The following is a 22,984-nucleotide window of genomic DNA, read 5'->3' on the forward strand; positions in this document are numbered from 1 at the left end:
ATTCTAGTTCCAAAACCTCCGGACGGCCGCAGGTTTCAGCCCTGACCGGGCGCGGGTGCGGCGAAAGGCGCGAAGGCCCGCGCGACCTGCTCGTAGGCGGCGCGCTTGAAGGGCACGATCAGCCCGGGCGCGGCGGCGAGGTAGTCCCAGCGCCAGGCGTCGAACTCCGGCTCGCCGTGGGCGGCCAGGTCGAACTCGGCCTCTTCGCCGTCGAAGCGGAAGGCGAACCAGACCTGCTTCTGGCCCTTCCAGCCGCGGCGGAGCTCGGCGGCGATCAGGGCCGGGAAATCGTAGGCGATCCAGCCGTCGGTGCGCCCGAGCAGGGTGGCGCTCGTCACGCCGGTCTCCTCGTGCAGCTCGCGCCGCGCGGCGTCCTCAAGCGCCTCGCCCGGATCGACGCCGCCCTGCGGGAACTGCCAGTTGTGGGGCGGGTCGGTCCCGGCGCGACGGCCCAGCCACACCCGGCCGTCCGGATGGAAGAGCACCACGCCCACATTCGGCCTGTGGTCCGGATAGTCGTCGGCCGGGCTCATTTCGTTTTGGCGAGCGCGGAGGCGGGCGCGAGCTGGTAGCCGCGGCTCTCGACGGTGGCGGCCCAGGCGGCGACCTTCTCCAGGGTCACGGGATAGGCGAAGCCGGCGCCCAGGGCTTCGCCGCGCTGCAGGGCGCCGGCCTCCAGGGCCAGGAGCTGCTGGTCGATCGCCTTGCCGGTGAGCTGGTCGTCGATCACCCGGCCCGCGGACGCCCGGGGCAGGCCGCCCGTCCGCTGGCCGGCCGACCCGTCGTCGAGGAAGCCGAGGCCCCGGGCCTTCACCGCCGCCGCGAAGCCAGCATAGGCCTTCTCGTCGGCCAGGAACCGGGAGCCCAGGTAGTTGGTCACCGCGAAATAGCCGGTGGCTCTGGAAAGCACCCATTCCAGCTTCTTGGCGGTCTCCATGGGGCTGCCGCTGACCATCAGGGCGTAGGGGCCGGGGTCGTTGTCCGGGAAATTCTCCGGCTCCATGGGCGTCTCGAGCATCACCTCGTGGCCGTACTGGCGCGCCAGGTCGATCCAGCTCTGCAGGCCCTCGGCATAGGCCACGAAGGAGAGGGTGACCGGCGCGGGCAGGGTCTCGATCGCCTGCTGGGTGGCGCGGGCGTTCAGGCCGAGGCCGCCGATGACGAGCGCCACCTTGGGCTTGCCGTTGTCGTGGAAGGGCCGGGCGTAGGCGTCGAACGGCGTGCGACCGTCGGGGGCGATGACGGGCAGCGGGCCGCCGGGACCTGGCGCATAGAGCCCGGCGATCGGGGCGGGCGGCAAAGGGCCGCTGTGGGGGCCGGCGCGGCCGTGGGCGGCGGTCTGTGCGGCGTGGATCGCCTGCGGGTCGAGCGGCCGGTCGGAGAGGCGGATGATGTCCTCGGTGATCGGAACCCCCTTCACCGTCCGCAACGCCTCGCGCCAGCCCTCCGGTGCATGGCGCAGGACGGCGGCCAGCGGCACCTTCACGGTCGGGCCGGAGGGTTCGGCCGGTCCCATCATGATGAGGAGGGCCGCGGCGGCGACCAGCAGCAGGGCGCCCGCGGCGCCTACGCCGGCATAGGGGCTTGCGGCCAGGCTCTTCAGCTTCGCCGCGTCGAGGGACTTCAGCCTGGCGAGATCGATCGACTTCAGCTTGGAAAGGTCGATCGCCCGCAGCTTGGCGAAGTCGATCGCCGGCGGCTTCAGACGGGGAATCGAGATCATCGCCAACTTAGGGGTGCTCCTGGGTCCGGAGCCTCCCTTGATATGGTTAACGAAAGCTCGCCGCTCGCCTGCGGGGCGAGGCCGCAAGGGGCCCATAAGCGAAGGAGGGCGGACCTCGCGGACCGCCCTCCCTGTCTGGCTCCGAGAGCCGGACTACTTCTGGGTCGTCTGCGGGGGCTTCACCTCGGCCACGCGGGCCCGGGAGCCGACCACCTCGGCGAGCTTGGCCGTCGGCTTCGGCAGCTTCGGCGTCGCCGCCACCGAGCCGTAGCGAAGGACGTCGGTGGCCCGGGCGAGCTGGAAGTCCTTCTTGGCGTCGAAGGCCTCCGGAGGCGCCTCGGCCGGCTCATGGGCCCCGCGGCGCACCTTGCCCTCGTCGGCGTTCAGCGCGTTGCGGAACGAGGCCTCCGAGAACTGGAACGCACGGTTGGCGATGTTCTGGGCTTCCTCGCGGCTGGCGGCGACCTCGAGGTCCGGCTCGATGCCGGTCTTCTGGATCGAGCGGCCGGACGGCGTGTAGTAGCGCGCCGTGGTCAGCTTCAGCGCCCCGTCCATGCCGCCGCGCAGCGGGATGACGGTCTGGACCGAGCCCTTGCCGAAGCTGGTCAGGCCGACGATCTCGGCGCGCTTGCGGTCCTGCAGGGCGCCGGCGACGATCTCGGCGGCCGACGCCGAACCGTTGTTGATCAGCACGACGATCGGCATGCCGCCGGTGATGTCCCCCGGACGGGCGTTGTAGCGCTCCACGTCGCGCGGATCGCGGCCGCGCTGGCTGACGATCTCGCCGCCTTCCAGGAACAGGTCGGACACCGCCACGGCTTGGTCGAGCAGGCCGCCCGGATTGTTGCGCAGGTCGAGCACCAGGCCCTTCATCTGCGGGTTGGCGGCGCGCAGCCGGGCGAACTCGGCCTCGGCCTCGTCGGTGGTCTTCTCGTTGAAGCTGCCGATGCGCAGGACGCCGTAGTCGCCGTCCATCTTGGCGGTGGCGGACTTCGGCTTGATGACCTCGCGGGTCAGCTTCACGTCGAACGGGTCGGACTTCTCGCGGGCGATGGTCAGGGTCACCGCCTCGCCCGGCCGGCCGCGCATCTGCTTGACGGCCTCGGTCACGGTCAGGCCCAGCACGCTGTCGCCGTTCACCGCGGTGATGTAGTCGCCGGCCTTGATCCCCGCCTTGAAGGCCGGGGTGTCATCCATCGGCGAGATGACCTTCACGACGCCGTCCTCGCTGGTGACCTCGATGCCAAGGCCGCCATACTCGCCGCGCGTCTGGTCGCGCATGTCGTCGAAGTTCTCGGGGTCGAGGTAGCCCGAGTGCGGGTCGAGGCTGGTCAGCATGCCGTCGATCGCGGCCTGGATCAGCTTGGTGTCGTCCACATCGGTGACGTACTGCCGCTCGACGGTGTCGAGCACGTCGCCGAACAGGCCCAGCATCCGGTAGGTCTTCGCGCGCGGCTCGGCGCTGGCGATGGCCTGCTGGCTCACATAGGCCATGGACCCCGCACCGAGCACGAAGGCCGAAACGCCGATCAGGAGATACTTCTTCATCGCCTTCGTCAGGTCCCTCTGCGGCTGCCGCCGCCTTCGACAAAAAGCCCCCGAACGACGCCGGATGACGACGCTCAGCCCCGGTACTCGCCAAGCCAGCGCCCCGGATCGACCGGCGCGCCCTGCTCCCGGACCTCCAGATAGAGTTCCGATGGCGATTGTCGACCATCCGGCATCCATCCGACAGGCTGTCCTGGCGCGACGGATTGTCCGACGGAGACCGACGGTCGCTCAAGGCCAGCCAACACGAGATGATAGCCGCCCGCCAGCCTTAAAATCAGGATGACCCCCCAACCCTTAACCGGGCCCACATACTGCACAGCGCCGGCGCCGGGGCTGGTGACCCGGGCGGCGCGGGGCGCCTGGACGGTGACGCCGTTGGCCCGGCCCCCGCCGGCGAGCGGCGCGCCGAAGCGGCGGATCACCGGGCCGGAGACCGGCGTCAGCAGGGATTCCGGCGGGCGGATGGTCTCCGACCGCACGGGCGGCAGGCGGGCCAGGTCGGGCGCGGCGGTCTCCGCCTCGGGCAGGCTCTCCGCGGCCAGGCTCTCGGTGGTGAACAGCGCCTCGCTCTGCACGGCGGCGAGCCTCCGCTGGCGCATCATCTCGCCGGCGGCCGATGCGTAGTTCTGGGCGCGGGCCTGCAGCTCGGGCGTCATGGCCTTGACCAGGATGGCGGCGCGGACCGCGTCCTTGGCGTCCTGCGGCGAGACCAGGAGGGCGGGCGGCGGATCGCGGCGGATCTGCTCCAGCACCGACAGCAGCCGGGCGAGCTGGTTCATGTTGGCCGCCTGCTCGGCGGAAAGCTGGGTCTCGGCGAGGTTCAGCCGGGCCAGCCGTTCGCCGGACTGAGCGGCCGCGACCCCGGTGAGCGCCACTGCGCCCAGGGCCGCCGCCGCCACACTGCCGCCAATGAGCGCCTGCGCCCGCATCTAATCCCTATGATAGGGCGAACCCGCCAGAATTGAGGCCGCACGATAGACCTGTTCGGCCAGCATGGCGCGGGCCAGCGCGTGCGGCCAGGTCTGCGGCCCGAAGGCCAGCTTGCCGTTGGCCGCGGCGACGAGGTCCGGATCGAGGCCGTCGGCCCCGCCGATCAGGAACACCAGCCGGCGCACGCCGCGGTCGCGCAGGCCCGCGATCTCCTCGGCGAAGGCGCGGGATGACCGGGCCTGGCCGCGCTCGTCGCAGGCGATCACGTGGGCGTCGGCGAGGTGGGGGCGCAGCGCCTCGGCCTCCGCCGCCTTGCCGGGCTTGCGGCTTTCCACCTCGACCACCTCGACGGGCCCGAGGCCGAGCGCGCGGCCGGTGTTGGTCGCCCGCTCCACGTAGAGCTTCACGAGCTCCGTCTCCGGAGAGCGCGCGAGGCGGCCGATGGCGACGATGACGATCTTCACGGAAGTCCTCCCTCCCCGTGAAGGGAGGGATGGGTCCTCAAACCGCCTGCGTGCGGTGCGGGGAGTCGACCGACCAGATCTTCTCGATGTTGTAGAAGCTGCGGACCTCGGGCCGGAACAGGTGGACGATCACGTCGCCCGTGTCGATCAGCACCCAGTCGCAGTGCGGGAGACCTTCGACCCTGACGCGACCGTAGCCTTCGTCCTTCAGGGCGCGCAGCAGGTGGTCGGCCATGGCGCCGACGTGCCGGTGCGAACGCCCGGACGCGACGATCAGGCCGTCCGCGACGGCGGTCTTGCCCTTGAGGTCGATGAACACGACGTCCTGCGCCTTGTCGTCGTCGAGCTTGGCCAGGATCAGGTCTTCCAGGGCGGTGATCCGACCCTGGTCGTCTTGGGAGGCGTCGGCGTCCGAGTGGACGCTGGTCGAGGCCTCCGGCGCGCGTGGCGCGGTCTCACGTTGCAGCGGGGTGCTCCTTTGATGTCCTCGCTTCTAGGACCCTAGCACGGACTGGAGCCCGGGTCAGGGGGCCTCACAAAGACTTCAAAGATCGCGCGCGGCGCATGCGTTCCCGCAACAGGGTCGAGGACTGGAAGTTGAAGCGGCCCCGCAGGAAGACCCAGGCCGGCGCCTTCATGTCCGCCAGCCCCATGGCCCGCTGCGAGCCGACCCGGAAGCGGCGGAAGCGGTGTGCGGCGGGCGAGAAGCGGCTCTTCAGCGAGATCCACGGCCGCGAGACCACCGCCACGGGGACCTCGCGCATGATCTGCGTCCAGCCCCGCCAGCGGTGGAAACTGGCCAGGCTGTCGGCGCCCATGATCCAGACGAACTTCACGCCCGGGAAGCGCGCCTTCAGCGCGCGCACGGTGTCGATGGTGTACTGCGAGCCCAGCCGGCTCTCCGCGTCGGACACGATCATGTCCCGGCTGGACGCCAGAGCCCGGGCGCCGGCCATGCGCTCGGCGAGGTCGGCGGTCTCGTGGGCCGGCTTCAGCGGATTCTGGGGCGAGACCAGCCAGATCACCCGGTCGAGCTTCAACCGCCGCCGCGCGGTCTCGGCCACATGGGCGTGGCCTTCGTGCGCCGGATTGAAGGAGCCGCCGTAGAGGCCCACCCGCATTCCGGGCGCGAGGTTGAAGCCCAGGCGGAGGCCCCCGGCCGCCCGGCCGGCGGGATCCGGCGCGCCGGGCCCGCGAACCACATGCGGTGCGCCTTCAAGCCGGCCCCTTCAAGCGGGACGGGGCGGGGTCGGCTGGCCCCCGCGGTCGAGATCGGGGTCGGTCTGGCGCACCCGGGCGCGCACGGTGAAGACGCCGTCGCCGGCCAGCACGCCGCCGCGGGCGAACAGCCGGCCGTTCTCCCAGTTGGAGAGGCCGAGTTCGGGCTTCTGGAGTGCGTACTGCCCGTCCACCCAGCGGGTGAAGCCGTCGCCCACGAAGGGCGCGTCGATGGCGGCGTAGAACCGCTCGTGCGCCGCCGGGTCGGCGCTGATCAGGCTGGCGGTGAAACGCGGGCTGTACCTGTTGAAGAGGGCGACGGCCTCGTCGACGCTGTCGACCAGGCGCAGGCTGACCTCCGGGGTCTCCTCCCACTCCCACTCGCGGCCGAGGTCGGCGTCGGCCAGCGGCTCGACGAGGGGCTCGTCCACCGGGCCCTCGGCGCGGACCACTGGCCCGCGCGCGGCGCGCAGCGCGGCGGGGATGTGCTCCAGGTCCGGCTCGGCCACGTGCAGCTTCCAGCCTCGCCGGCGCTCACCGGCCCGCTGCAGGGCGTGCAGGAAGACCGGCAGCAGGGTGTCGGCCGCGCTGCGGACGATGCAGCAGGTGTTCAACGTGTTGCAGACCTTGCGGTCCAGCGAATGGAAGGCGGCGGCGTAGAACCGCTCCGGATTGGCCGAGGCGTCGGCGACCATCCAGGCGCCGCCCGTGCCGTGCAGGCTGACCGGCGTGCCGGCGCCCCTGGCGATCGCGCCGAGCTGGGCGACCGCGGGGCCCGAGCCGCGCGCCACCGCCAGCGACAGGCGGGGATCGGCGAACATCGCCCAGCCGGCGGCGTGGGCCGCCGAATTGACCAGGGTGACCGCCCCGGCCGGCAGGCCGCAGGCCCTGAGCGCCGGGGCCACCGCCTGCTCCATGATCGCCCGCGCCGTGCCCAGAGCGTCGGAGCCGATGCGGAAGACCACCGTGTTGCCGCCGCGCAGGACGCCGGTGGCGTCGGCGAAGACGTTCGGGCGGCCCTCGAAGACGAAGCCCACGACGCCCAGCGGGGCCTTCACCTGCTCCACCGTCCAGCCCGCGTGGCGGACGGTCTCGACGACCGCGCCGCGCGACGGCTCGCTGTCCCGCCAGGCGCGCAGGCCCGCGATCATGTCCTCGAGCATGGCCTCGGTGATCTGCAGCCGGGTGGTGGACCGGCCGCGGGCCCGGGCGCTTTCGACGTCGGCGTCGTTGGCGTCCCGGATCAGGTCGCGGGCCTGCCCGGGCTCCAGGTTCTCGGCGAAGTGGGAGAAGAAGGCGCTGATCTGGACGTCGGAAACCTGGCCCATCCGGCCGAAGGCCTCGTGGGCCTGCCCGACAGCATGGTCCGCGATGCCCGCCTCGCCCTGGGGGACGTGGAGCAGGGCGCCGTCGGCCACCAGCAGCCGGTCGCCCGGCCGGAAGGCGGCGGCGAGCGCCTCGGAGACGTGGGCGACGCGATCCCCGCCCCAGACGATGGCCTGGCCCGGGGCAAGCGCCTCCAGCCGCCCCTCGCGGGGCGCCTGCGTGCGCCGTCCTGTTCCGCCGTCGTCCATATGCTCAGCCTGAGCCTTACCTAGCCGTGCGGAGCGGGGCTGCGCCAGCGGAAGGTCGGATCAGACGGGCTCGCAGGGCACGGTGAAGCGGAACGTCGCGCCCCGCCCCGGCTCGGAAGCCACCCCGATCGTCCCGCCCATCGCCTCCACCAGCCCCTTGCAGATGGCGAGCCCGAGGCCCGTGCCGCCGTGGCTGCGCGAGGCCGAGGCGTCCACCTGCGAGAATCTCTGGAACAGCAGGGCCTGCTGCGCCTCGCCGATCCCCGGCCCGGTGTCGGACACCTCGACCGTGAGCCGGCCTTCGCCATGGCTGGCGGACACCGAGACGCCGCCCTGCGCCGTGAACTTCACCGCATTGCCCATGAGGTTCAGCAGCACCTGCCGCACCCGGTCGCGGTCGAGCTCGAGGCGCGGGGGCAGGTCGGCCAGGCGGGTTTCCAGCGTCAGGCCCTTGGCGCTCGCCTGCTGCTCCAGCACCGCGGCGACCTCGGCGACCAGGGCCGCCACATCCGTGGGGGCGGGGCGGATCTCCACCTGGCCCGCCTCCAGCTTCGAGAAGTCGAGCACGTCGTTGATGGTGGCGAGCAGCGCCTGGCTCGCCCCCTCGATCCGCCGGGAGAACATCGCCGCCTGCTCCGGCAGGTCCTGGCGCATCTTCAGGAGGCCGGAGAAGCCGATGATGGCGGTGAGCGGCGTGCGCAGCTCGTGGCTCATGTTGGCCAGGAACTCGGACTTGGCGCGCGCCGCGGCGTCGGCCTCGTCGCGGGCGATCTGCAGGGCCGCCTCCACCGCCTTGCGCTCGCTGATGTCGCGGATCACCGCCACCATCTCCAGCGGCCGGCCGGCCGTGTCGCGGATCATCCGGAAGCGGGTCTCGACCCAGACGGGATGGCCGTCCTTGTGCTGGGCGCGGTGCTGGACGGTCTTCTCGTCCAGGCCCGCGGCCATCTCGGCGAAGGTCGCCAGGATCAGCGGCCGGTCCTCCGGCCAGGTGAAGGCCTGGGCCGGCTTGCCGGCCATCTCGTACGGCTTCCAGCCGATCAGCTGCTCGATGGCCGGGGAGATGTAGCTGGAGCTGCCGTCCAGCCGGATCCGAGTGACCGCGTCGGCCATGTTCTCGGCCAGGAGCTGGTAGCGCGCCCGGCTGCGCTCGGCGGTCTTCAGCGACTGGAGCTGCTCGGTGATGTCCTGGATCACCCCGAACAGGCCTAGGGTCTGGCCGTCGGCCCCCCGCTGGGTGCGGGTGCGGATCAGGCAGTCGCGGACCAGCCCGTCGGCGCGGACGATCTTCACCTGCATCTCGTAGCCCTGGCCCGTGGCGAAGGCGTTGAGCACGGCCTCGGTGTGGCGCGCCCGATCCTCTGGGGCGAAGAAGGCGTCCGCCTTGCCGAGGTCCGGCCGGAAGTCTGCCGGGTCGACGCCGTGGATGCGGTAGGTCTGCTCCGACCAGGTGAGCCTGAAGGTCGGGCCGTCGATCCGCCAGTGGCCGACGCCGGAGATGTGCTCCACCAGCTCCAGCAGCAGGCGGTTGGAATCCGACTGCCGGCGCAGGCGCGCGGCCTCCATCTCGCCCACCACCAGCGCCGCCAGCCGCTTCAGGCGTTCGAGGTCGCGCGGACTGGGCACCGGCCTTGGCTTGTCGTCGATGACGCAGAGCGTGCCGAGGTTCTCGCCGCCCGGCGCGGCCAGGGTGGCGCCGGCGTAGAAGCGGATGTTCGGCGCGCCGGTGACGAGGGGGTTGTCGGCGAAGCGCGGGTCGCGGGTCGCGTCCTCCACCACCAGCGCCGAGCCCGCCGGGCCCTCGATGGCGTGGCTGCAGAAGGCGAACTCGCGCGGCGTCTCCCCGGCGTCGAGGCCGACCCTGGCCTTGAACCACTGCCGCTCGCGGTCGATCAGCGAGATCAGGGCGATCGGCGCGTCGAACAGGTCGGCGGCGAGTTCCGCCAGCCGGTCGAACGCCGGCTCGGGCGGCGTGTCCAGAACATCGTAGTCGAGCAGCGCCGCGAGGCGCCGGGCCTCCGCCTGCGCATCCATCCCTGGGGTCCCGTCCTGAGAACCGGTCTTTATCGCACGAACCATACCAGCGCGGCGTGCGGCGCGCCGCCTCAGGTCAGGACGGCGGGCCCGCCGTGCGCCAGGGCGAGGTCGTCGGCGTGGACCAGCGGGCCGGAAGTGTAGCCCAGCGCCGCCTCGATGGCCTCGCTCTTCAGGCCGCAGATCCGCCGCGCGTCGGGGGCTTCGTAGCGGACGAGGCCGCGGGCGATCTCGCGGCCCTGTTCGTCGCGGATCACCACGGCGTCGCCCTTGTCGAAGCGGCCTTCGACCTTCCGGACGCCGGCGGCCAGCAGGCTCTTGCCCTTGCGGACCGCCGCGGCCGCGCCGTCGTCGACCACCAGGGCCCCGGCCGGGGAGAGCGAGCCGGCGATCCAGGCCTTGTAGGCGGCCGCGGGGGTCGTCGCCGGCGCGATGACGGTGGCCTTCTCGCCGTGCTCCACGGCCCACAGCGGCGAGGGCCGGTGGCCGAGCGTGATCAGGGTGGCGCAGCCGGCGGCGGCGGCGATGCGCGCGGCCTCCAGCTTGGTGGCCATGCCGCCGGTGCCGACGCCGGCGTCGGCGTTCGCCCCGCCGGCCATGGCTTCGACCTCCGGCGTGATGCGGTCGAGGCGGGGGATGTGCTGCGCCGCCGGGTCGCGCCGCGGGTCGGCGGTGTAGAGGCCGTCCACGTCGGAGAGCAGCACCAGCACGTCGGCGCCGGCCATCTGGGCGACGCGCGCCGACAGGCGGTCGTTGTCGCCGACCCGGATCTCCTCGGTCACCACGGTGTCGTTCTCGTTGACGATCGGGATGACGCCGAGCTGCAGCAGGGTGTCGACGGTGGCCCGGGCGTTCAGCCAGCGGCGGCGGACCTCGGTGTCGTCGCGGGTCATCAGGACCTGGGCGCAGCCCAGGCCGTGGGGCTCGAAGGCCTCCTCCCAGGCGCGCATCAGCAGGGACTGGCCGGCGGCGGCCGAGGCCTGCTTCTCGGGGAGCGTGAGCGCCCGGCGGGAGAGCCCGAGGCGGCGGCGGCCGAGCGCCACGGCGCCGGAGGAGACCACCAGCACCTGCTGGCCCCGCTCGCGCAGGCGGGCCACGTCGGCGGCGAAGGCCGCCAGCCAGCGCGCGTCGGCGCCGTCCTCGCCCACCAGCAGGGCGGAGCCGACCTTGACGACGATGCGGCGGGCGGCGGCGAGCGGGCTCAAGGCTGCCAGCCCCCCTCGGTGGGCGGCTCGGCGTGATCCTCGTCCTCCTCGTCGGGGACGATCTCGCCGCGGCGCTGGCGGACCAGCTTCCACGCCTCGCGCAGCAGCTCGGTGACGTTCTCGCCGGTGTAGCCGGAGACCAGCCGGGGCTTCACGCCGGCGGCGGCCTCCAGCTCCGCGGCCTTGGCCTCCCGTTCCTCTTCGGAGAGCGCGTCGATCTTGTTGAGCGCCAGGATCTCCGGCTTGTCGGCCAGCTCCTCGCCATAGGCTTCCAGCTCATGGCGGACGATCCGCCAGGCCTCCCCGAGGTTCTCCTGGGTCCCGTCCACAAGGTGGATCAGGACGGCGGTGCGCTCCACGTGGCCGAGGAAGCGGGTGCCGATGCCCACCCCTTCATGAGCGCCCTCGATCAGGCCGGGGATGTCGGCCAGGACGAAGCGCTCGCCGGCGGAGAGGTCGACCATGCCGAGGTTGGGGGCCAGCGTCGTGAAGGGATAGTCGGCGATCTTCGGCTTGGCGGCCGAGGAGGCGGCCAGGAAGGTCGACTTGCCGGCGTTCGGAAGGCCGACCAGGCCCACGTCGGCGATCAGCTTCAGCCTCAGCCAGATCGCCTTCTCCTCGCCCTCCTGGCCGGGGTTGGCGAACTTCGGGGCCTGGTTGATCGGGCCCTTGAAGTGGGTGTTGCCGAACCCGCCGTTGCCGCCTTTCAGCAGGCGGATGCGCATGCCGGGCTGGTCGAGGTCGTACAGGATTTCCTGCTTGTCCTCGTCGAGCACCTGGGTGCCCACCGGCACCTTCAGCACCACGTCGGCGCCGGCCGCGCCGTGGCGGTTGCGGCCCATGCCGTGCACGCCGGTCTCGGCCTTGAAGTGCTGCTGGTAGCGGTAGTCGATCAGGGTGTTCAGCCCCTCCACCGCCTCGATCCAGACGTCGCCGCCGCGGCCGCCGTCGCCGCCGTCGGGGCCGCCGTACTCGATGTACTTCTCGCGCCGGAAGGACACGGCGCCGCCGCCCCCGTTGCCGGAGCGGATGTAGACTTTGACCTGGTCGAGGAACTTCATGACGTGGGGACTCTGCGGCGGACGGCCCAGACGAGAAGGGCCGCCGCGAAGGACTTGAGGAGGGCGCCGGGGATGAAGGGCAGGACGCCCTCGGCGAAGGCGCGGCCGACGCCGGCCAGGGTGGCGAGCCAGGCCCAGCCCAGCAGCAGGATGAGGGCGTGGCCCAGGAGGAAGGCGCCGGCGAGCTTCGGCCAGGCGGTCGTCCGCTCGGCCGTGCGGCCGGTGAGCGGGGCGGCCAGCAGCATGCCCAGCAGGAAGCCGGCGGTGGGTCCCATGACCGTCTCCGGCCCCGCCTCGCCGCCGGCGAACACCGGCAGGCCGACGATGCCGGCCAGCATCCAGACCACGACGATCTGCAGGGCGAGCCGCATGCCGGAGAGGCCCGCCAGCGAGAACAGGGCGAAGGTCTGCAGGGTCAGCGGCACGGGGCCGAGGGGGATCGACACCTGGGAGGCCAGCGCCATCACCGCCGCCCCGCCCAGCACCACGGGCACGCGCCACAGCTGCCCGCGGCCCGCGATCAGGCGCGCGAGCGGCGGCTGGCGGACCAGCGGATCGGCAGGCGTCGTCGTCATGGGTGAGGCGGATACCACAGAAAGAGAAGAACCACGGAATACACGGACCACACGGAAGGGCTGGCCGGCCCGCCGATTTTTTTCAAACCACAGAAAACATAGAAATACACAGAAGGCGGGCCGTCCCGAGAACTCGGGATTGGCGAGGTTTGCGCGCCTCCGGCGCGCGATCTCCCGACAGCCATCGCTCCGACTGCGGGCCGGAGCCTCCCTCTGTGTTTTCTGTGTCCTTCTGTGGTTCCAAGATTGGGGAGGAGCCGCTTGCGCGGCCCCTCGGTTGAAGCTCAGGCCAGCCAGACCATCCGGCGGGCGGGGACGTCTTCGCCGCGGGCGAGGCAGGGCTGGCGTTCGATGTCGCCGGTGTAGAGGAAGCCCGCCTTCACCAGCACCTGGCCGGAGGCCGGGTTGTCGGTGAAGTGGGCCGCCTCGACGACCTTGGCCCGCCAGTCGCGCTTCACCCACGCCAGCGCCCCGCGCACGGCTTCCGTGGCGTAGCCGCGGTTCCAGTAGGGGCGGCCCAGCCAGTAGCCGAGGTTCGGCCGGCCGTTCGCCTGGGTGCGGAAGCCCAGCATCCCCACCAGGCCGAAGTGCCGGTGCTCGACGGAGAAGGTGGCGTCGCGGACGAAGTCCTGGCGGGCCATCCGGTCGAGGAAGGCCTCGGCGTCGGATGCGGCGTAGGGATGGGGCAGGTTGGCGGTCATGCCCGCCACGTTGAAGTCGCCGGCCAGGGCCACGAGGGCGTCGGCGTCGCTCCGCACCGGCCCGCGCAGGACCAGCCGTTCCGTCGAGACGACGGGGGTCACTTCAATGGCGCACATGTCTACCTCCCGGCCCACTTTTCGGGGCCCAAAACGAAAGCGGGGAGCCCGGCTGACCGGACTCCCCGCTAGGTTCGTCTGTCCGGTCCGCCATCTTCGGAGAGGGCGGAACCGGAGAAAGGTGGTTCCGCCTATTCGGCCGCCATCACCTCGGTCGCCGGGACCACCGTCACATAGGTGCGGTCGTTGCGCTTGGTGATGAACTTCACGGCGCCGGTCACGGTGGCGAAGAGGGTGTGGTCCTTGCCCATGCCCACGTTCTGGCCCGGCCAGAACTTGGTGCCGCGCTGACGCACGAGGATGTTGCCGGCGAGCACAGCTTCGCCGCCGAACTTCTTCACGCCGAGGCGCTGGCCGGCCGAGTCACGACCGTTGCGCGAGGAGCCGCCGGATTTTTTGTGAGCCATAGTGCTCTCCTACTCTCTTGAGGGCTGCCGGTCCGATTACTCGGCGGCGCCCGTGTCCTTCTTGGCGGCGGCCTTCTTGGCGGCCGGCTTCTTGGCTTCACCTTCAGCCTTCGGGGCGGCGGCCTTCTTCGGCGCGGCCTTGGCTTCGGTTTCCACCGGGGCGTTCACCTGGGCGGCCTTGGCGGCTTCCTTGGTGGACGCGGCCTTCGCCTTCGGCGCGGCGGCCTTCTTGGCGGGGGCGGCTTCCGCCGCGACCGGGGCCTGGAAGGCCAGGTTGCGCGAGCGGGCGTTCAGCTCGGCCTTGGTGGTCAGGTCGACCGTGCCGTCCCACTTCGCCGCTTCCTTGCCGCCTTCGCCGTTGATGGCGGTGACGCGGAGCACGGTCTCGTGCTGGCGGTGGCCGCGGGTGCGGCGGTAGCCCTGGCGACGGATCTTCTTGAAGATCTTCACCTTCTCGCCCTTGCGGGTCTCGATCAGGGTCGCGGCGACCGAGGCGCCGGCCACGAGGGGCGCGCCCAGGGTCACGGCGTCGCCGTCGCCCAGCATCAGGACGTCGCCGAAGGACACGTTCGCGCCCGGCTCGCCGTCGAGCTTTTCGACGACCAGCACGTCGCCGGGCTGGACCCGGTACTGCTTGCCGCCGCTCTTGATCACCGCGTACATCGTTCGCGCGCCTTCGTACTTATAGTGTGTGTGCAAAACGGATTGCGCCCGCAGGAAGCCCCGCGGGCGAGAGGGGCGGACTTATACGCGGGAACGGCGGAGAGTCAACGCGGGGGGTGGGAGTGATTTACGCCTCACGACCTTGCTGGGGTCGCATCTCATGTACTTCGTCGCGGCGATCCAGGTATGCAGAGCGGCTGTCACCCAAGTCCTGCATTATGTGCACACAACCCGACGCCCACCATGCCGCGTACGAAGACGTGGTCGCGACTGCCGCGAGTGCAGCGTGAAGGGCCCATTCAGGTATACCAGCCAGTAGAGACAAAATCAGAGCTACAGCCGCAGTCGCGACTGCAAGCATCTGCATGAGCTGGATAAATTCGATATAGAAACTGTAGTAACCGTCCATCCGCCTCCGGCGCAACCAAGCGCCGAAATCCTGGTCAGACAAGATGTCGAACATCTTGCTAAAGGCACCCCAGCAAATCGCAAGCAGAATGGCGTTCACAGTGAAGACGGCAGCGTAGACAGCCACCATTGTTTGCGTATCTGCCAGCGTCACCTTGTTTGCGTGCATGCCGACCGCTGCCCCGATCGCTACGCAGACGATGGTCCTCACAGGTATGAGCGTGCGAAAGCCATGCTTATGGAAACGGTATGCAGTGTCTTGCAGCCAATAGGCTACGAAACGCCGCGCGCCGCGTGGAAGTGTGCTGGGCTCAGCGAGCTTCATGCCTGTAAGATAGGGACGAAAAATTCGATAAGCACTCGTACCGCCTTTCGGTCCTGCTCCTCCTGTGTGTCGGCTTCTACGTAGATGCGGAGCTTCTGGGGCCCGTTGAGCCGCTCGAGGTTCTTCTGTCGATCATGGCTGAACGGAGGCTTGTCGACCACTGCCTCAGCTCCGCTAGGGGTCCGCCCCTTGAGCCCGTAGGTGGCGTATCCCTTTTCGGCTAAGCCGAGCGTCTCTTGGACCAGACCATCGGACTCTGGCTTGATGTGTCTTCCGTCCTTCGGCTTAGCCACGCCGCGCATAACGCCGATGTCGTCCTGCGCCATCATATCCGACAGCATTTCGCCGGGCGTGGAAGGGTGAGGATTAAACGGTCGAGCTTGAAAGCTGAACTGCTCAAGTTCCCAAGTTCGGATGGCAAGCTGCAGGTCGTGTGGTCCGCCCGCTTGTGTCACCTGCATTGCAAAGCCACGCCGCGTCTCGACCATGGCCTGGAGGCGATGGGCCGCCGAACTGCCCGCCAGTCTGCCTTCGCCGGTACGATCTTCGACCGCGAGTACGCCGAGTTCTGGCACCATGACGATGTGTGCGAGTTCAACTTCGTCCGTGGCTTCGAAGGAAGCTCGAACGGTCTGAGCGTCTCGATCGGCCGTAAGCACCTCCCGAAACCGAATATCCCTTACGACGTCCAACGTGATGCAATAATAGCCCTCGATCTCAAGGGCGGCTGGGCGCATCAGGTAAGTATCGTAATCTTCCGGACCAGGGTCGCGCTTGCGGTAAGCAATCGGCGGCGCGTCTCGGAGTTCTGTTAAGAGTCGAAGCTGGTCGCTCCAGCGGACCATCGAGTCTTCATGCTCAATGGCATAGCGACACAGAACGAGGCCTGTACCACTCGGCACGCGTATCCCCCCGAAACCTGTACAGTTCTACTTTCGCAACCTATCCTCGAAGAAAGTTCCGACGCAAGACAATCGCGGTTGCCCTCGCCGTTGAGGCGAAAGCGTCTCGGGGGAGGTCTTGCCTGTCCATTTCGCTTGCTCGCTACCCCTGAGCGAACCTGAGCCTTAAATCCATGGCAGCCAGTCTGCCTGCCTCAGGCGGTTGCTCAAGGACGCGCGCTGCGCGCCGCGGAGCGGCCGGCCGGAGGCCGGTCCTTGACCAACCGCCTGAGGCAGGCTCGCATCCGACCATGGACTTAAGGACGGGCGGCATCCGGGGGATGCTGGGCTCGCGCCGGCTCCTCCTCGCCCGCGCCGCAGGCGCGGGAGAGGGCAGGGTGAGGGCCGGCTGGGACCTCTCTGCCACCGCCGGAGGCGAGCCCGAGGGCCCTTGGACTCTCATCCGGTGCGGATCGCTCGCACGAGCCGGCCCTCACCCCACCCTCTCCCTCTCCGCTGCGCGGGGGGAGAGGAGGTCCGGTGTCGGCGCTGCGCCCGCTACGGACGCCTGCGCTCATTGATCCCGGTCTTCGGCTGCGCCGAAACCGGGATGACAGTTGGGGGATGGCGCCGTGCGGTTCCCGGCCCTCACCCTACCCTCTCCCTCTCCGCTGCGCGGGGGGAGAGGAGGCCCGGTGTCGGCGCTGCGCCCGCTACGGACGCCTGCGCTCATGGATCCCGGTCTTCGGCTGCGCCGAAACCGGGATGACAGTTGGGGGATGGCGCCGTGCGGTTCCCGGCCCTCTCCCTACCCTCTCCCTCTCCGCTGCGCGGGGGGAGAGGAGCGGTCGCGTCTCAGGCGCAGGGGTTCGGGGTCGGGGATCACGAGGTCGGCGTCGCTGTCGTACTTGGTGGGGTAGAGCATGGCGACGCGCCAGCGCAGGTGCTTGAGCCGGCGGGCGACGGCGCGGGCGGTCTCGCGGGTCGCAGCCTCGGCGATTTCCCAGCCTTCCTCGACGATCAGCTCGCGCTGCATGCGCCTAGCGATGGCCAGCGCCCGGGCGAACTCCGGGTGGAGGCGGCGCCAATAGTAGACGGTGGAGATGTCCGGCAGGCCGGGCTCGCGGCAGATGTTCTGCAGGGGCTTCGCCGGCCACGATCCGTTCGAGCAGGCGCTCGGCGCGAGCCGGGTCGTAGCTGGACGGCCGGCCGCGACCGCCGAAACCGCCGAGCTGGCGGGCGCGCTCGAGGCGCAGGGCGAAGGTCGGATATCGGTGTCGCCATATCTGGACGTTGCGGCGGGCGGGCATGTCGGGGTCAGCGCAGAGCGTGCGCAGCGACTCCCCCGGCGGACGCGGGCGCAGAGGTGGGCGGCAAGCGCGGGCGTGTAGGCGACCATGCCCCCGATTGTGCGGCCGACCCCGCCGATCCGCCTAAGAGAACTTGACCTCAGGCGCCCGGCCGGCGTCCGCTTCTGACGCCACCCTGGAAGGAGAGACCGCCATGCCGACGACCATGCCGCTGCCGATCGAGGGCGGGTGCCGCTGCGGGCAGGTGCGGTTCCGGATCACGGGCGCGCCGTTGATGACCATGGCCTGTCACTGCACGGGCTGCCAGCGGATGACGGCCAGCGCCTATTCGCTGTCGGTGATGGTCCCGGCGGACGGGTTCGAGGTGATCGCCGGCGAGACGGTGGCGGGCGGCCTGCGCGAGCCGCCGATGCACCGGTTCTGCGCCCACTGCATGAGCTGGATGTTCACCGAGCCGCCGGGGGCGGCGTGGCTGGTGAACGTGCGCGCGACCCTGCTGGACGACGCCTCCTGGTTCACGCCGTGGATGGAGACCTACACCACCGAGGCCCTGCCCTGGGCGAAGACCCCGGCGGTGAAGAGCTTCGAGAAGTTCCCGGAAATGGATCAGTGGCAGGGGCTGGTGGCGGAGCACCAGGCTCAGTAGGCCCTCTCCCTACCTTCTCCCTCTCCGCTGCGCGGGGGGAGAGGAGGTGAAGCACCGATCTCGCAGCCAAACTCCTCTCCCCCGACCCCGGCGCACGCCGGGGGAAGAGAGGGAGAGGGTAGGGAGAGGGCGACGAAGGTGACCTCCGTCACAGCCGTCCCGGCGAAGCTCGCCCATATGCCTCGGCCTCCGGCGGCGAAGCTCCGCGCGGGGCGTGCTGCAAAGCTGCAGAGCGGTTCGGCGAAGGCGCTGATTGGATCGGCGGACGGGTTCGGATAGCAGCGTTCGCCTCGCGCCGGGCCTCTCGCCCGCCGCCAACAGACGACCGCATCTCGAGAGAGGAAGACCCGGATGATGCCGGAGGCCGACGCCTTTCGGCCGCGCAAGACGCGCGAGCTGATGAACCACCACATGGATTCCACCGCCTGGGACGGCTTCCCGTTCCGCGACGACGTGGTCGTCGGCACCTATGCCAAGAGCGGCACGACCTGGACCCAGCAGATCGTCGGCCAGCTCCTGTTCGCCGGCGACCCGGACGTGCGGATCGCCGACATCTCGCCCTGGTGGGACATGCGGATCATCCCGCCGGAGGTGCGCGAGATGGTGATCGCCCAGCCGCACCGGCGCGTGCTGAAGACCCACCTGCCGGCCGACGCGCTCAGCCTGTCGACCCAGGCCAGGTACCTCTACGTCGCCCGCGACGGCCGCGACGTGATGATGAGCATGTGGAACCACCACGCGAACTTCCTGCCGATCGCCTACGAGCTGATCAACGGGACGCCGGGGCTGGTGGGCGATCCGCTGCCGCCCTGCGATCCGGACCCCAGGTCCTACTTCCGCACCTGGCTCGACAACGACGGGGCGCCCTTCTGGTCGTTCTGGGAGAACATCGAGACTTGGTGGAACGTGCGCCACCTGCCGAACGTGAAGCTGGTGCACTTCGAGGACCTGAAGCGCGACCTGGAAGGCGAGATGCGGGCCATCGCCGACTTCCTCGAAGTCTCCCTGCCCGCCGACCGCTGGGCCGCGGCGGTGGAGCACTGCACCTTCGACTGGATGAAGGCCAACGCCGAGAAGGTCGCGCCGCTCGGCGGCCAGGTGTGGGAAGGCGGCGCCGGGACCTTCATGAACAAGGGCGTCAACGGCCCCTGGCGCGACGTGCTGACCGTCCGCGACAGCCTGGACTACGAGAAGATGGCGCTGGAGCGCCTGGGTCCGGAGTGCGCCCGCTGGCTGGCGACGGGCGAGATGGCGCCGGCGAAGCGGGCGGCCTAGCCGCGGGCCCTCTCCCTGCCCTCTCCCTCTCCGCTTCGCGGGGGAGAGGAGGGGATGGCTCGGCCTCTCAGCTCCAATCCTCTCCCCGACACCGGCGCAAGCCCGGGGGAAGAGAGGGAGTGGGCAGGGTGAGGGCAAAGAAAAGGGCGGCTCCGGGAGGGGCCGCCCTTTGGATTCCGTGCCGTAGCTGGATCCCGGATCGGCCTGCGGCCGTCCGGGATGACCAGCTCACGCGGTCACTTCCCGACCTTGGTCAGCTCGCTCATCAGCTCGGGGATGGCGGCCTTGTAGTCGGCGACCAGGCCGTAGTCGGCGACCTGGAAGATCGGGGCGTCGGGGTCCTTGTTGATCGCGACGATCACCTTGGAGTCCTTCATGCCCGCGAGGTGCTGGATGGCGCCGGAGATGCCGACGGCCACATAGAGCTCCGGGGCGACGACCTTGCCGGTCTGGCCGACCTGGTAGTCGTTCGGGGCATAGCCCGCGTCGACCGCGGCGCGGCTGGCGCCGACCGCCGCGCCGAGCTTGTCGGCGAGCGGCTCGATGACCTTCTGGAACTCCTCGGCCGAGCCGAGCGCACGGCCGCCGGAGACCACGATCTTGGCGCCGCCCAGCTCGGGGCGGGCCGACTTGACGATCTGCTGGTCGACGAACTTCACCTTGGCGGGCGCGGCCGGGGCGGAGACCGTCTCGACCGAGGCCGAGCCGCCGTCGGCCGCCGGCTTGAAGACGGTCGGACGGACGGTGATCACCTTCTTGGCGTCGGAGGACGTCACCGTCTCCAGCGCGTTGCCGGCGTAGATCGGGCGCACGAAGGTCGAGGCGTCGACCACGTCCACCACGTCGGAGATCGGGGCCACGTCGAGCTTGGCGGCGATCCGCGGGGCGACGTTGCGGCCCTGCGAGGTGGCCGGGGTCAGGATCGCGTCGTAGTTGGCGGCCAGCGGGACGACCAGGGCCTCGAAGGCCTCGGCCAGGCCCTGGCCCAGCTCGGCGCTCTCGGCGAACAGCACCTTGCGCACGCCGGCGATCTTGGCGGCGGCGTCGGCCACGGCCTTGGCGCCGTTGCCGGCGACCAGCACGTCCACGTCGGAGGACAGCTTCTGGGCGGCGGTGACCGTCTTGTGGGTCGCGTCGCGCAGCGTCGCGTTGTCGTGGTCGGCGATGACGAGAACGGCCATTAGAGGACCCCCGCTTCGTTCTTGAGCTTCATGACCAGGTCGGCGGCGGTCTCGACCTTGATGCCGCCGGCGCGCTTCGGCGGCTCGGTGACCTTGGCGACCTTAAGGCGCGGGGCGGTGTCGACGCCGAGGGAGCCGAGCTCCTTCACCGCGAGCTCCTTCTTCTTGGCCTTCATGATGTTCGGCAGGCTGGCGTAGCGCGGCTCGTTCAGCCGCAGGTCGGCGGTGACCACGGCCGGCAGCGTCACTTCCAGGGTCTGCAGGCCGCCGTCCACCTCGCGGGTGACCTTGGCCGAGCCGCCGGAGACGGCGATTTCCGAGGCGAAGGTCGCCTGCGGCCAGTCGAGCAGGGCGGCCAGCATCTGGCCGGTGGCGGCGTTGTCGCCGTCGATGGCCTGCTTGCCCATGACCACCAGGTCGGGGTTCTCCTCGGCGACGATCGCCTTCAGCACCTTGGCCACGGCGAGCGGCTCGAGGTCCTGGTCGGTCTGGACGAGGATGGCGCGGTCGGCGCCCATGGCGAGCGCCGTGCGCAGCGTCTCCTGCGCCTGGGTCGGGCCGACGGACACGGCGACGACCTCGGTCGCGGCGCCCTTCTCCTTCAGGCGGACAGCTTCTTCGACACCGATCTCGTCGAAGGGGTTCATGGACATCTTGACGTTGGCGAGGTCGACGCCGGACTGGTCCGGCTTCACACGCGCCTTGACGTTGTAATCAATCACCCGCTTGACGGTGACCAATACCTTCATGGCCTAGGCCTCGAAATCTGCTTGGAGGAAATGAGGGGTCGGGAGCGGGATAACGGTTTGGCCGCGCTTTGCAACCCTTCGCAGGCGCCGCATTCCCGCCGGGACAGCGCGCTAGCCATGCCCCGTCCGCCGTCTTAGAGAGACCGCATGAAAAGCCGAATTCCCCGCCTGATGCTGATCTTCGTGGGCGTCTTCGCCGTGCTCTGCATCGGCGTGGCGGTCTGGCAGGTCGGCTGGGTGATGCCGATGAAGAAGTGCTCGGCGGCCCACAAGTGGTGGGACCATTCCGAGCGGGTCTGCGCCACCCCGATCCTGGTGTCGGACATCACCGGCCGGGTGATCACCGACGAGAAGGCGCTGGCCGAGGCCAAGAAGGCGATCGGCCGGCCGCCGGCGCCAGCTGCGGCGCCGGCGCAGAAGTAGTCAGCGGGTCGCGCCCGACTGCCAGAAGACCTCGGCCGCGCCGCGGTCGTTGGCGAAGCGGGCGGCGACGAACAGGAAATCCGACAGCCGGTTGAGGTAGCGGAGCGCAGGCCCCGAGATGGGCTCGCCCGCCTCCAGCAGCGCCACCGCCTGGCGCTCGGCGCGCCGGCAGACCGTGCGGGCCAGGTGCAGGGCGGCGGCGGCGGGCGTCCCGGCCGGCAGCACGAAGGACTTCAGCTCGGGCAGCAGGCCGTTCATCCCGTCGATCTCGGATTCCAGGCGCTCGACCTGGCGGTCGGTCATGCGCAGCGTGTTCGCCTCGTCCTCGCGCGGCGGGGTGGAGAGGTCGGCACCCAGGTCGAACAGCTCGTTCTGGATGCGGGCCAGCATGGCGTCGAGCTCGGCCGCCTCGGCGGTGTGCACGCGCGCCAGGCCGATGCAGGCGTTGGTCTCGTCGACCGCGCCATAGGCCGCGACGCGGGGGCGCGGCCTTGCTGACCGCCTCGCCGGTGGAGAGCCGGGTGCGGCCGGCGTCGCCGGTGCGGGTGTAGATGCGGTTCAGGGTGACCAAGCGTCGCAGTCCGGCTCTAGTGAGACGCCCGCCACCAGACCGCGCCCACCAGCACGGCGATGGCGATGGCCTGCACGAGGACGCGGAGGCGCATCAGCTTGTTCGAATAGGAACGGCCGAAGTCGCCCCCGCGGAAGAGGGCGTAGATGCCGAGCGCCAGCACCGCGGCGACCGCGATCAGGGCCGCGGGGATGAGGATGTCGAACAGGTCCATGAACCCAATTTAGGCCGCGCCCGCCTGTTCCGCCATCGAGAACGGTGGTTTACGCCGAACGTTGAAATTGCAGCTTGACTGTCTGTGGATTGATCATGTTCAACGATCCGCATTCGGCGGCTTGGGTCGCAAATCAGCCACACTGAGCAAGGATTATCTAGATAACAGCCGGCGCTACGACCTCAGGTCGCCCACGGCCGCCGGTTTCCTCCGAAAGTTGTGTCGTATATCCCGGATCGCGGAACGGGGATATTGAACGTGTTCAAGTTGAATTCCCGGGCGCTCCGCGGCGCATCGGAACCTGACGGCGGCCAGGCGAGACGGCCGCCGGCGGCGCGGCCCCCGGATCCCCGGGGCGCAGGCCGTCGATGAAAGCAAACGCAACGAGAGTGAGCGCCTCCCCGCGCCAAGAAGGTTAAGAGATGAAGCACGTTTCCCCCCTCCAGCCCGCGGCCGAGACCAAGGTGAAGATGCCGACCCGCCGCGCGCTGGCGAAGCAGCAGACGCGCGCCAAGGTACTGGCCGCCGCGCGGCGGCTGTTCAGCGAGCAGGGCTATGAAGGCGCCACGATCCGCGACATCGCGACGGCCGCCGGCATGTCTACCGGCGCGGTGTTCGCCAACTTCACCGACAAGTCCGACCTGTTCCGCGAGATCATGACCGCGGACATGGAGGCGGCGAAGCCGCCGGCCGCGGCCGCACGGTCGAAGACGCGCTGCTGAAGATCTTCTCGGCGGGCTACGCCTTCTACAAGACCCAGCTGCCGCTGGCCCGCGCG

26 protein-coding genes and 1 pseudogene are annotated in these 22,984 nt (G+C 70.2%); 4 read left to right on the forward strand and 23 right to left on the reverse strand.

The annotated features are described in order from the left end of the window. Positions 1–35: 35 nt before the first annotated feature. The 19 genes from LRS04_RS08685 to LRS04_RS27750 all read right to left on the reverse strand — a co-directional run bounded on the left by LRS04_RS08685 (position 36) and on the right by LRS04_RS27750 (position 17,147). Positions 36–533, reverse strand: coding sequence for an RNA pyrophosphohydrolase (locus tag LRS04_RS08685; protein WP_257816012.1), 498 nt, complete (start codon positions 531–533; stop codon positions 36–38). Next, positions 530–1,723 carry a divergent polysaccharide deacetylase family protein gene (locus LRS04_RS08690; protein ID WP_257819042.1) on the reverse strand — a complete coding sequence of 398 codons (1,194 nt, stop codon included), beginning with the start codon at positions 1,721–1,723 and terminating at the stop codon, positions 530–532. Before LRS04_RS08690 ends, LRS04_RS08685 begins: the two co-directional genes overlap by 4 nt. A 153-nt stretch (positions 1,724–1,876) precedes the next feature. Then, entirely contained in the window at positions 1,877–3,271 is a 1,395-nt protein-coding gene (locus tag LRS04_RS08695) for a S41 family peptidase (RefSeq protein ID WP_257816013.1), read from the reverse strand. A gap of 74 nt (positions 3,272–3,345) precedes the next feature. Further along, positions 3,346–4,203, reverse strand: coding sequence for a murein hydrolase activator EnvC (locus LRS04_RS08700; protein WP_257816014.1), 858 nt, complete (start codon positions 4,201–4,203; stop codon positions 3,346–3,348). Next, the gene (gene rlmH, locus LRS04_RS08705; RefSeq protein ID WP_257816015.1) at positions 4,204–4,668 is read right to left on the reverse strand and encodes a 23S rRNA (pseudouridine(1915)-N(3))-methyltransferase RlmH; all 465 of its coding nucleotides are present in this window, start codon (positions 4,666–4,668) and stop codon (positions 4,204–4,206) included. Between the two features lie 37 nt (positions 4,669–4,705). Beyond that, positions 4,706–5,134, reverse strand: a complete 429-nt coding sequence (gene rsfS, locus LRS04_RS08710) for a ribosome silencing factor (RefSeq protein WP_374577143.1) — start codon at positions 5,132–5,134, stop codon at positions 4,706–4,708. Between the two features lie 67 nt (positions 5,135–5,201). After that, entirely contained in the window at positions 5,202–5,870 is a 669-nt protein-coding gene (locus LRS04_RS08715) for a nicotinate-nucleotide adenylyltransferase (protein ID WP_257816016.1), read from the reverse strand. Positions 5,871–5,897: 27 nt separating this feature from the next. Beyond that, entirely contained in the window at positions 5,898–7,460 is a 1,563-nt protein-coding gene (locus LRS04_RS08720) for an aldehyde dehydrogenase family protein (RefSeq protein ID WP_257816017.1), read from the reverse strand. Between the two features lie 60 nt (positions 7,461–7,520). Further along, positions 7,521–9,494, reverse strand: coding sequence for an ATP-binding protein (locus LRS04_RS08725; RefSeq protein ID WP_257816018.1), 1,974 nt, complete (start codon positions 9,492–9,494; stop codon positions 7,521–7,523). A 71-nt stretch (positions 9,495–9,565) separates the two neighbouring features. Continuing rightward, positions 9,566–10,708 carry a glutamate 5-kinase gene (gene proB, locus LRS04_RS08730; protein WP_257819046.1) on the reverse strand — a complete coding sequence of 381 codons (1,143 nt, stop codon included), beginning with the start codon at positions 10,706–10,708 and terminating at the stop codon, positions 9,566–9,568. Next, complete coding sequence (gene obgE, locus LRS04_RS08735; protein WP_257816019.1) at positions 10,696–11,760, reverse strand: GTPase ObgE; 1,065 nt, start codon at positions 11,758–11,760, stop codon at positions 10,696–10,698. The genes proB and obgE overlap by 13 nt, the downstream gene beginning before the upstream one ends. After that, a complete protein-coding gene (locus tag LRS04_RS08740; protein ID WP_257816020.1) occupies positions 11,757–12,335 on the reverse strand; it encodes a biotin transporter BioY in 579 nt (192 codons plus the stop codon). The genes obgE and LRS04_RS08740 overlap by 4 nt, the downstream gene beginning before the upstream one ends. A 284-nt stretch (positions 12,336–12,619) precedes the next feature. Beyond that, the gene (locus tag LRS04_RS08745) at positions 12,620–13,153 is read right to left on the reverse strand and encodes a GNAT family N-acetyltransferase (protein WP_257816021.1); all 534 of its coding nucleotides are present in this window, start codon (positions 13,151–13,153) and stop codon (positions 12,620–12,622) included. Positions 13,154–13,284: 131 nt separating this feature from the next. Next, complete coding sequence (gene rpmA, locus LRS04_RS08750) at positions 13,285–13,560, reverse strand: 50S ribosomal protein L27 (protein ID WP_257816022.1); 276 nt, start codon at positions 13,558–13,560, stop codon at positions 13,285–13,287. 36 nt (positions 13,561–13,596) lie between these two features. Further along, positions 13,597–14,223, reverse strand: a complete 627-nt coding sequence (rplU, locus tag LRS04_RS08755) for a 50S ribosomal protein L21 (protein WP_257816023.1) — start codon at positions 14,221–14,223, stop codon at positions 13,597–13,599. Positions 14,224–14,350: 127 nt separating this feature from the next. Further along, complete coding sequence (locus tag LRS04_RS08760; RefSeq protein WP_257816024.1) at positions 14,351–14,956, reverse strand: hypothetical protein; 606 nt, start codon at positions 14,954–14,956, stop codon at positions 14,351–14,353. Continuing rightward, entirely contained in the window at positions 14,953–15,801 is an 849-nt protein-coding gene (locus LRS04_RS08765) for a hypothetical protein (RefSeq protein WP_257816025.1), read from the reverse strand. The genes LRS04_RS08760 and LRS04_RS08765 overlap by 4 nt, the downstream gene beginning before the upstream one ends. An 844-nt stretch (positions 15,802–16,645) precedes the next feature. Further along, on the reverse strand, positions 16,646–16,873 hold the full coding sequence (locus LRS04_RS27745) for a hypothetical protein (protein ID WP_374575580.1): 228 nt from the start codon (positions 16,871–16,873) through the stop codon (positions 16,646–16,648). 4 nt (positions 16,874–16,877) lie between these two features. Continuing rightward, positions 16,878–17,147 (reverse strand): hypothetical protein, encoded by a 270-nt coding sequence (locus LRS04_RS27750; RefSeq protein WP_374575585.1) that lies wholly within the window; start codon positions 17,145–17,147, stop codon positions 16,878–16,880. 193 nt (positions 17,148–17,340) lie between these two features. Here LRS04_RS27750 and LRS04_RS08775 point away from each other — a divergent pair, with 193 nt between their 5' ends. Both LRS04_RS08775 and LRS04_RS08780 read left to right on the forward strand, forming a co-directional pair. Next, positions 17,341–17,793, forward strand: coding sequence for a GFA family protein (locus LRS04_RS08775; RefSeq protein WP_257816027.1), 453 nt, complete (start codon positions 17,341–17,343; stop codon positions 17,791–17,793). Between the two features lie 354 nt (positions 17,794–18,147). Next, positions 18,148–19,068, forward strand: a complete 921-nt coding sequence (locus LRS04_RS08780; RefSeq protein ID WP_257816028.1) for a sulfotransferase domain-containing protein — start codon at positions 18,148–18,150, stop codon at positions 19,066–19,068. Between the two features lie 236 nt (positions 19,069–19,304). Here the strand turns inward: LRS04_RS08780 and LRS04_RS08785 are convergent, their stop codons facing one another. Continuing rightward, positions 19,305–20,249, reverse strand: coding sequence for an electron transfer flavoprotein subunit alpha/FixB family protein (locus LRS04_RS08785; RefSeq protein WP_257816029.1), 945 nt, complete (start codon positions 20,247–20,249; stop codon positions 19,305–19,307). Continuing rightward, positions 20,249–20,998 carry an electron transfer flavoprotein subunit beta/FixA family protein gene (locus LRS04_RS08790; protein WP_257816030.1) on the reverse strand — a complete coding sequence of 250 codons (750 nt, stop codon included), beginning with the start codon at positions 20,996–20,998 and terminating at the stop codon, positions 20,249–20,251. Before LRS04_RS08790 ends, LRS04_RS08785 begins: the two co-directional genes overlap by 1 nt. Positions 20,999–21,145: 147 nt before the next feature. Here LRS04_RS08790 and LRS04_RS08795 point away from each other — a divergent pair, with 147 nt between their 5' ends. Further along, positions 21,146–21,421: a hypothetical protein gene (locus LRS04_RS08795; RefSeq protein ID WP_257816031.1), complete on the forward strand. Its 276-nt coding sequence runs from the start codon at positions 21,146–21,148 to the stop codon at positions 21,419–21,421. Here the strand turns inward: LRS04_RS08795 and LRS04_RS08800 are convergent. Together LRS04_RS08800 and LRS04_RS08805 are read right to left on the reverse strand one after the other, a co-directional pair. Continuing rightward, positions 21,422–21,992 (reverse strand): annotated as a pseudogene (locus LRS04_RS08800) (cob(I)yrinic acid a,c-diamide adenosyltransferase). A gap of 16 nt (positions 21,993–22,008) precedes the next feature. Next, entirely contained in the window at positions 22,009–22,206 is a 198-nt protein-coding gene (locus tag LRS04_RS08805) for a twin transmembrane helix small protein (RefSeq protein ID WP_257816032.1), read from the reverse strand. A 422-nt stretch (positions 22,207–22,628) separates the two neighbouring features. Here LRS04_RS08805 and LRS04_RS08810 point away from each other — a divergent pair, with 422 nt between their 5' ends. Beyond that, positions 22,629–22,928 (forward strand): TetR/AcrR family transcriptional regulator, encoded by a 300-nt coding sequence (locus tag LRS04_RS08810; RefSeq protein ID WP_257816033.1) that lies wholly within the window; start codon positions 22,629–22,631, stop codon positions 22,926–22,928. The last annotated feature ends 56 nt before the right edge of the window (positions 22,929–22,984 follow it).

Origin of the sequence: Phenylobacterium sp. J367 (assembly GCF_024699985.1) — a bacterium.
GTDB lineage: Bacteria > Pseudomonadota > Alphaproteobacteria > Caulobacterales > Caulobacteraceae > Phenylobacterium.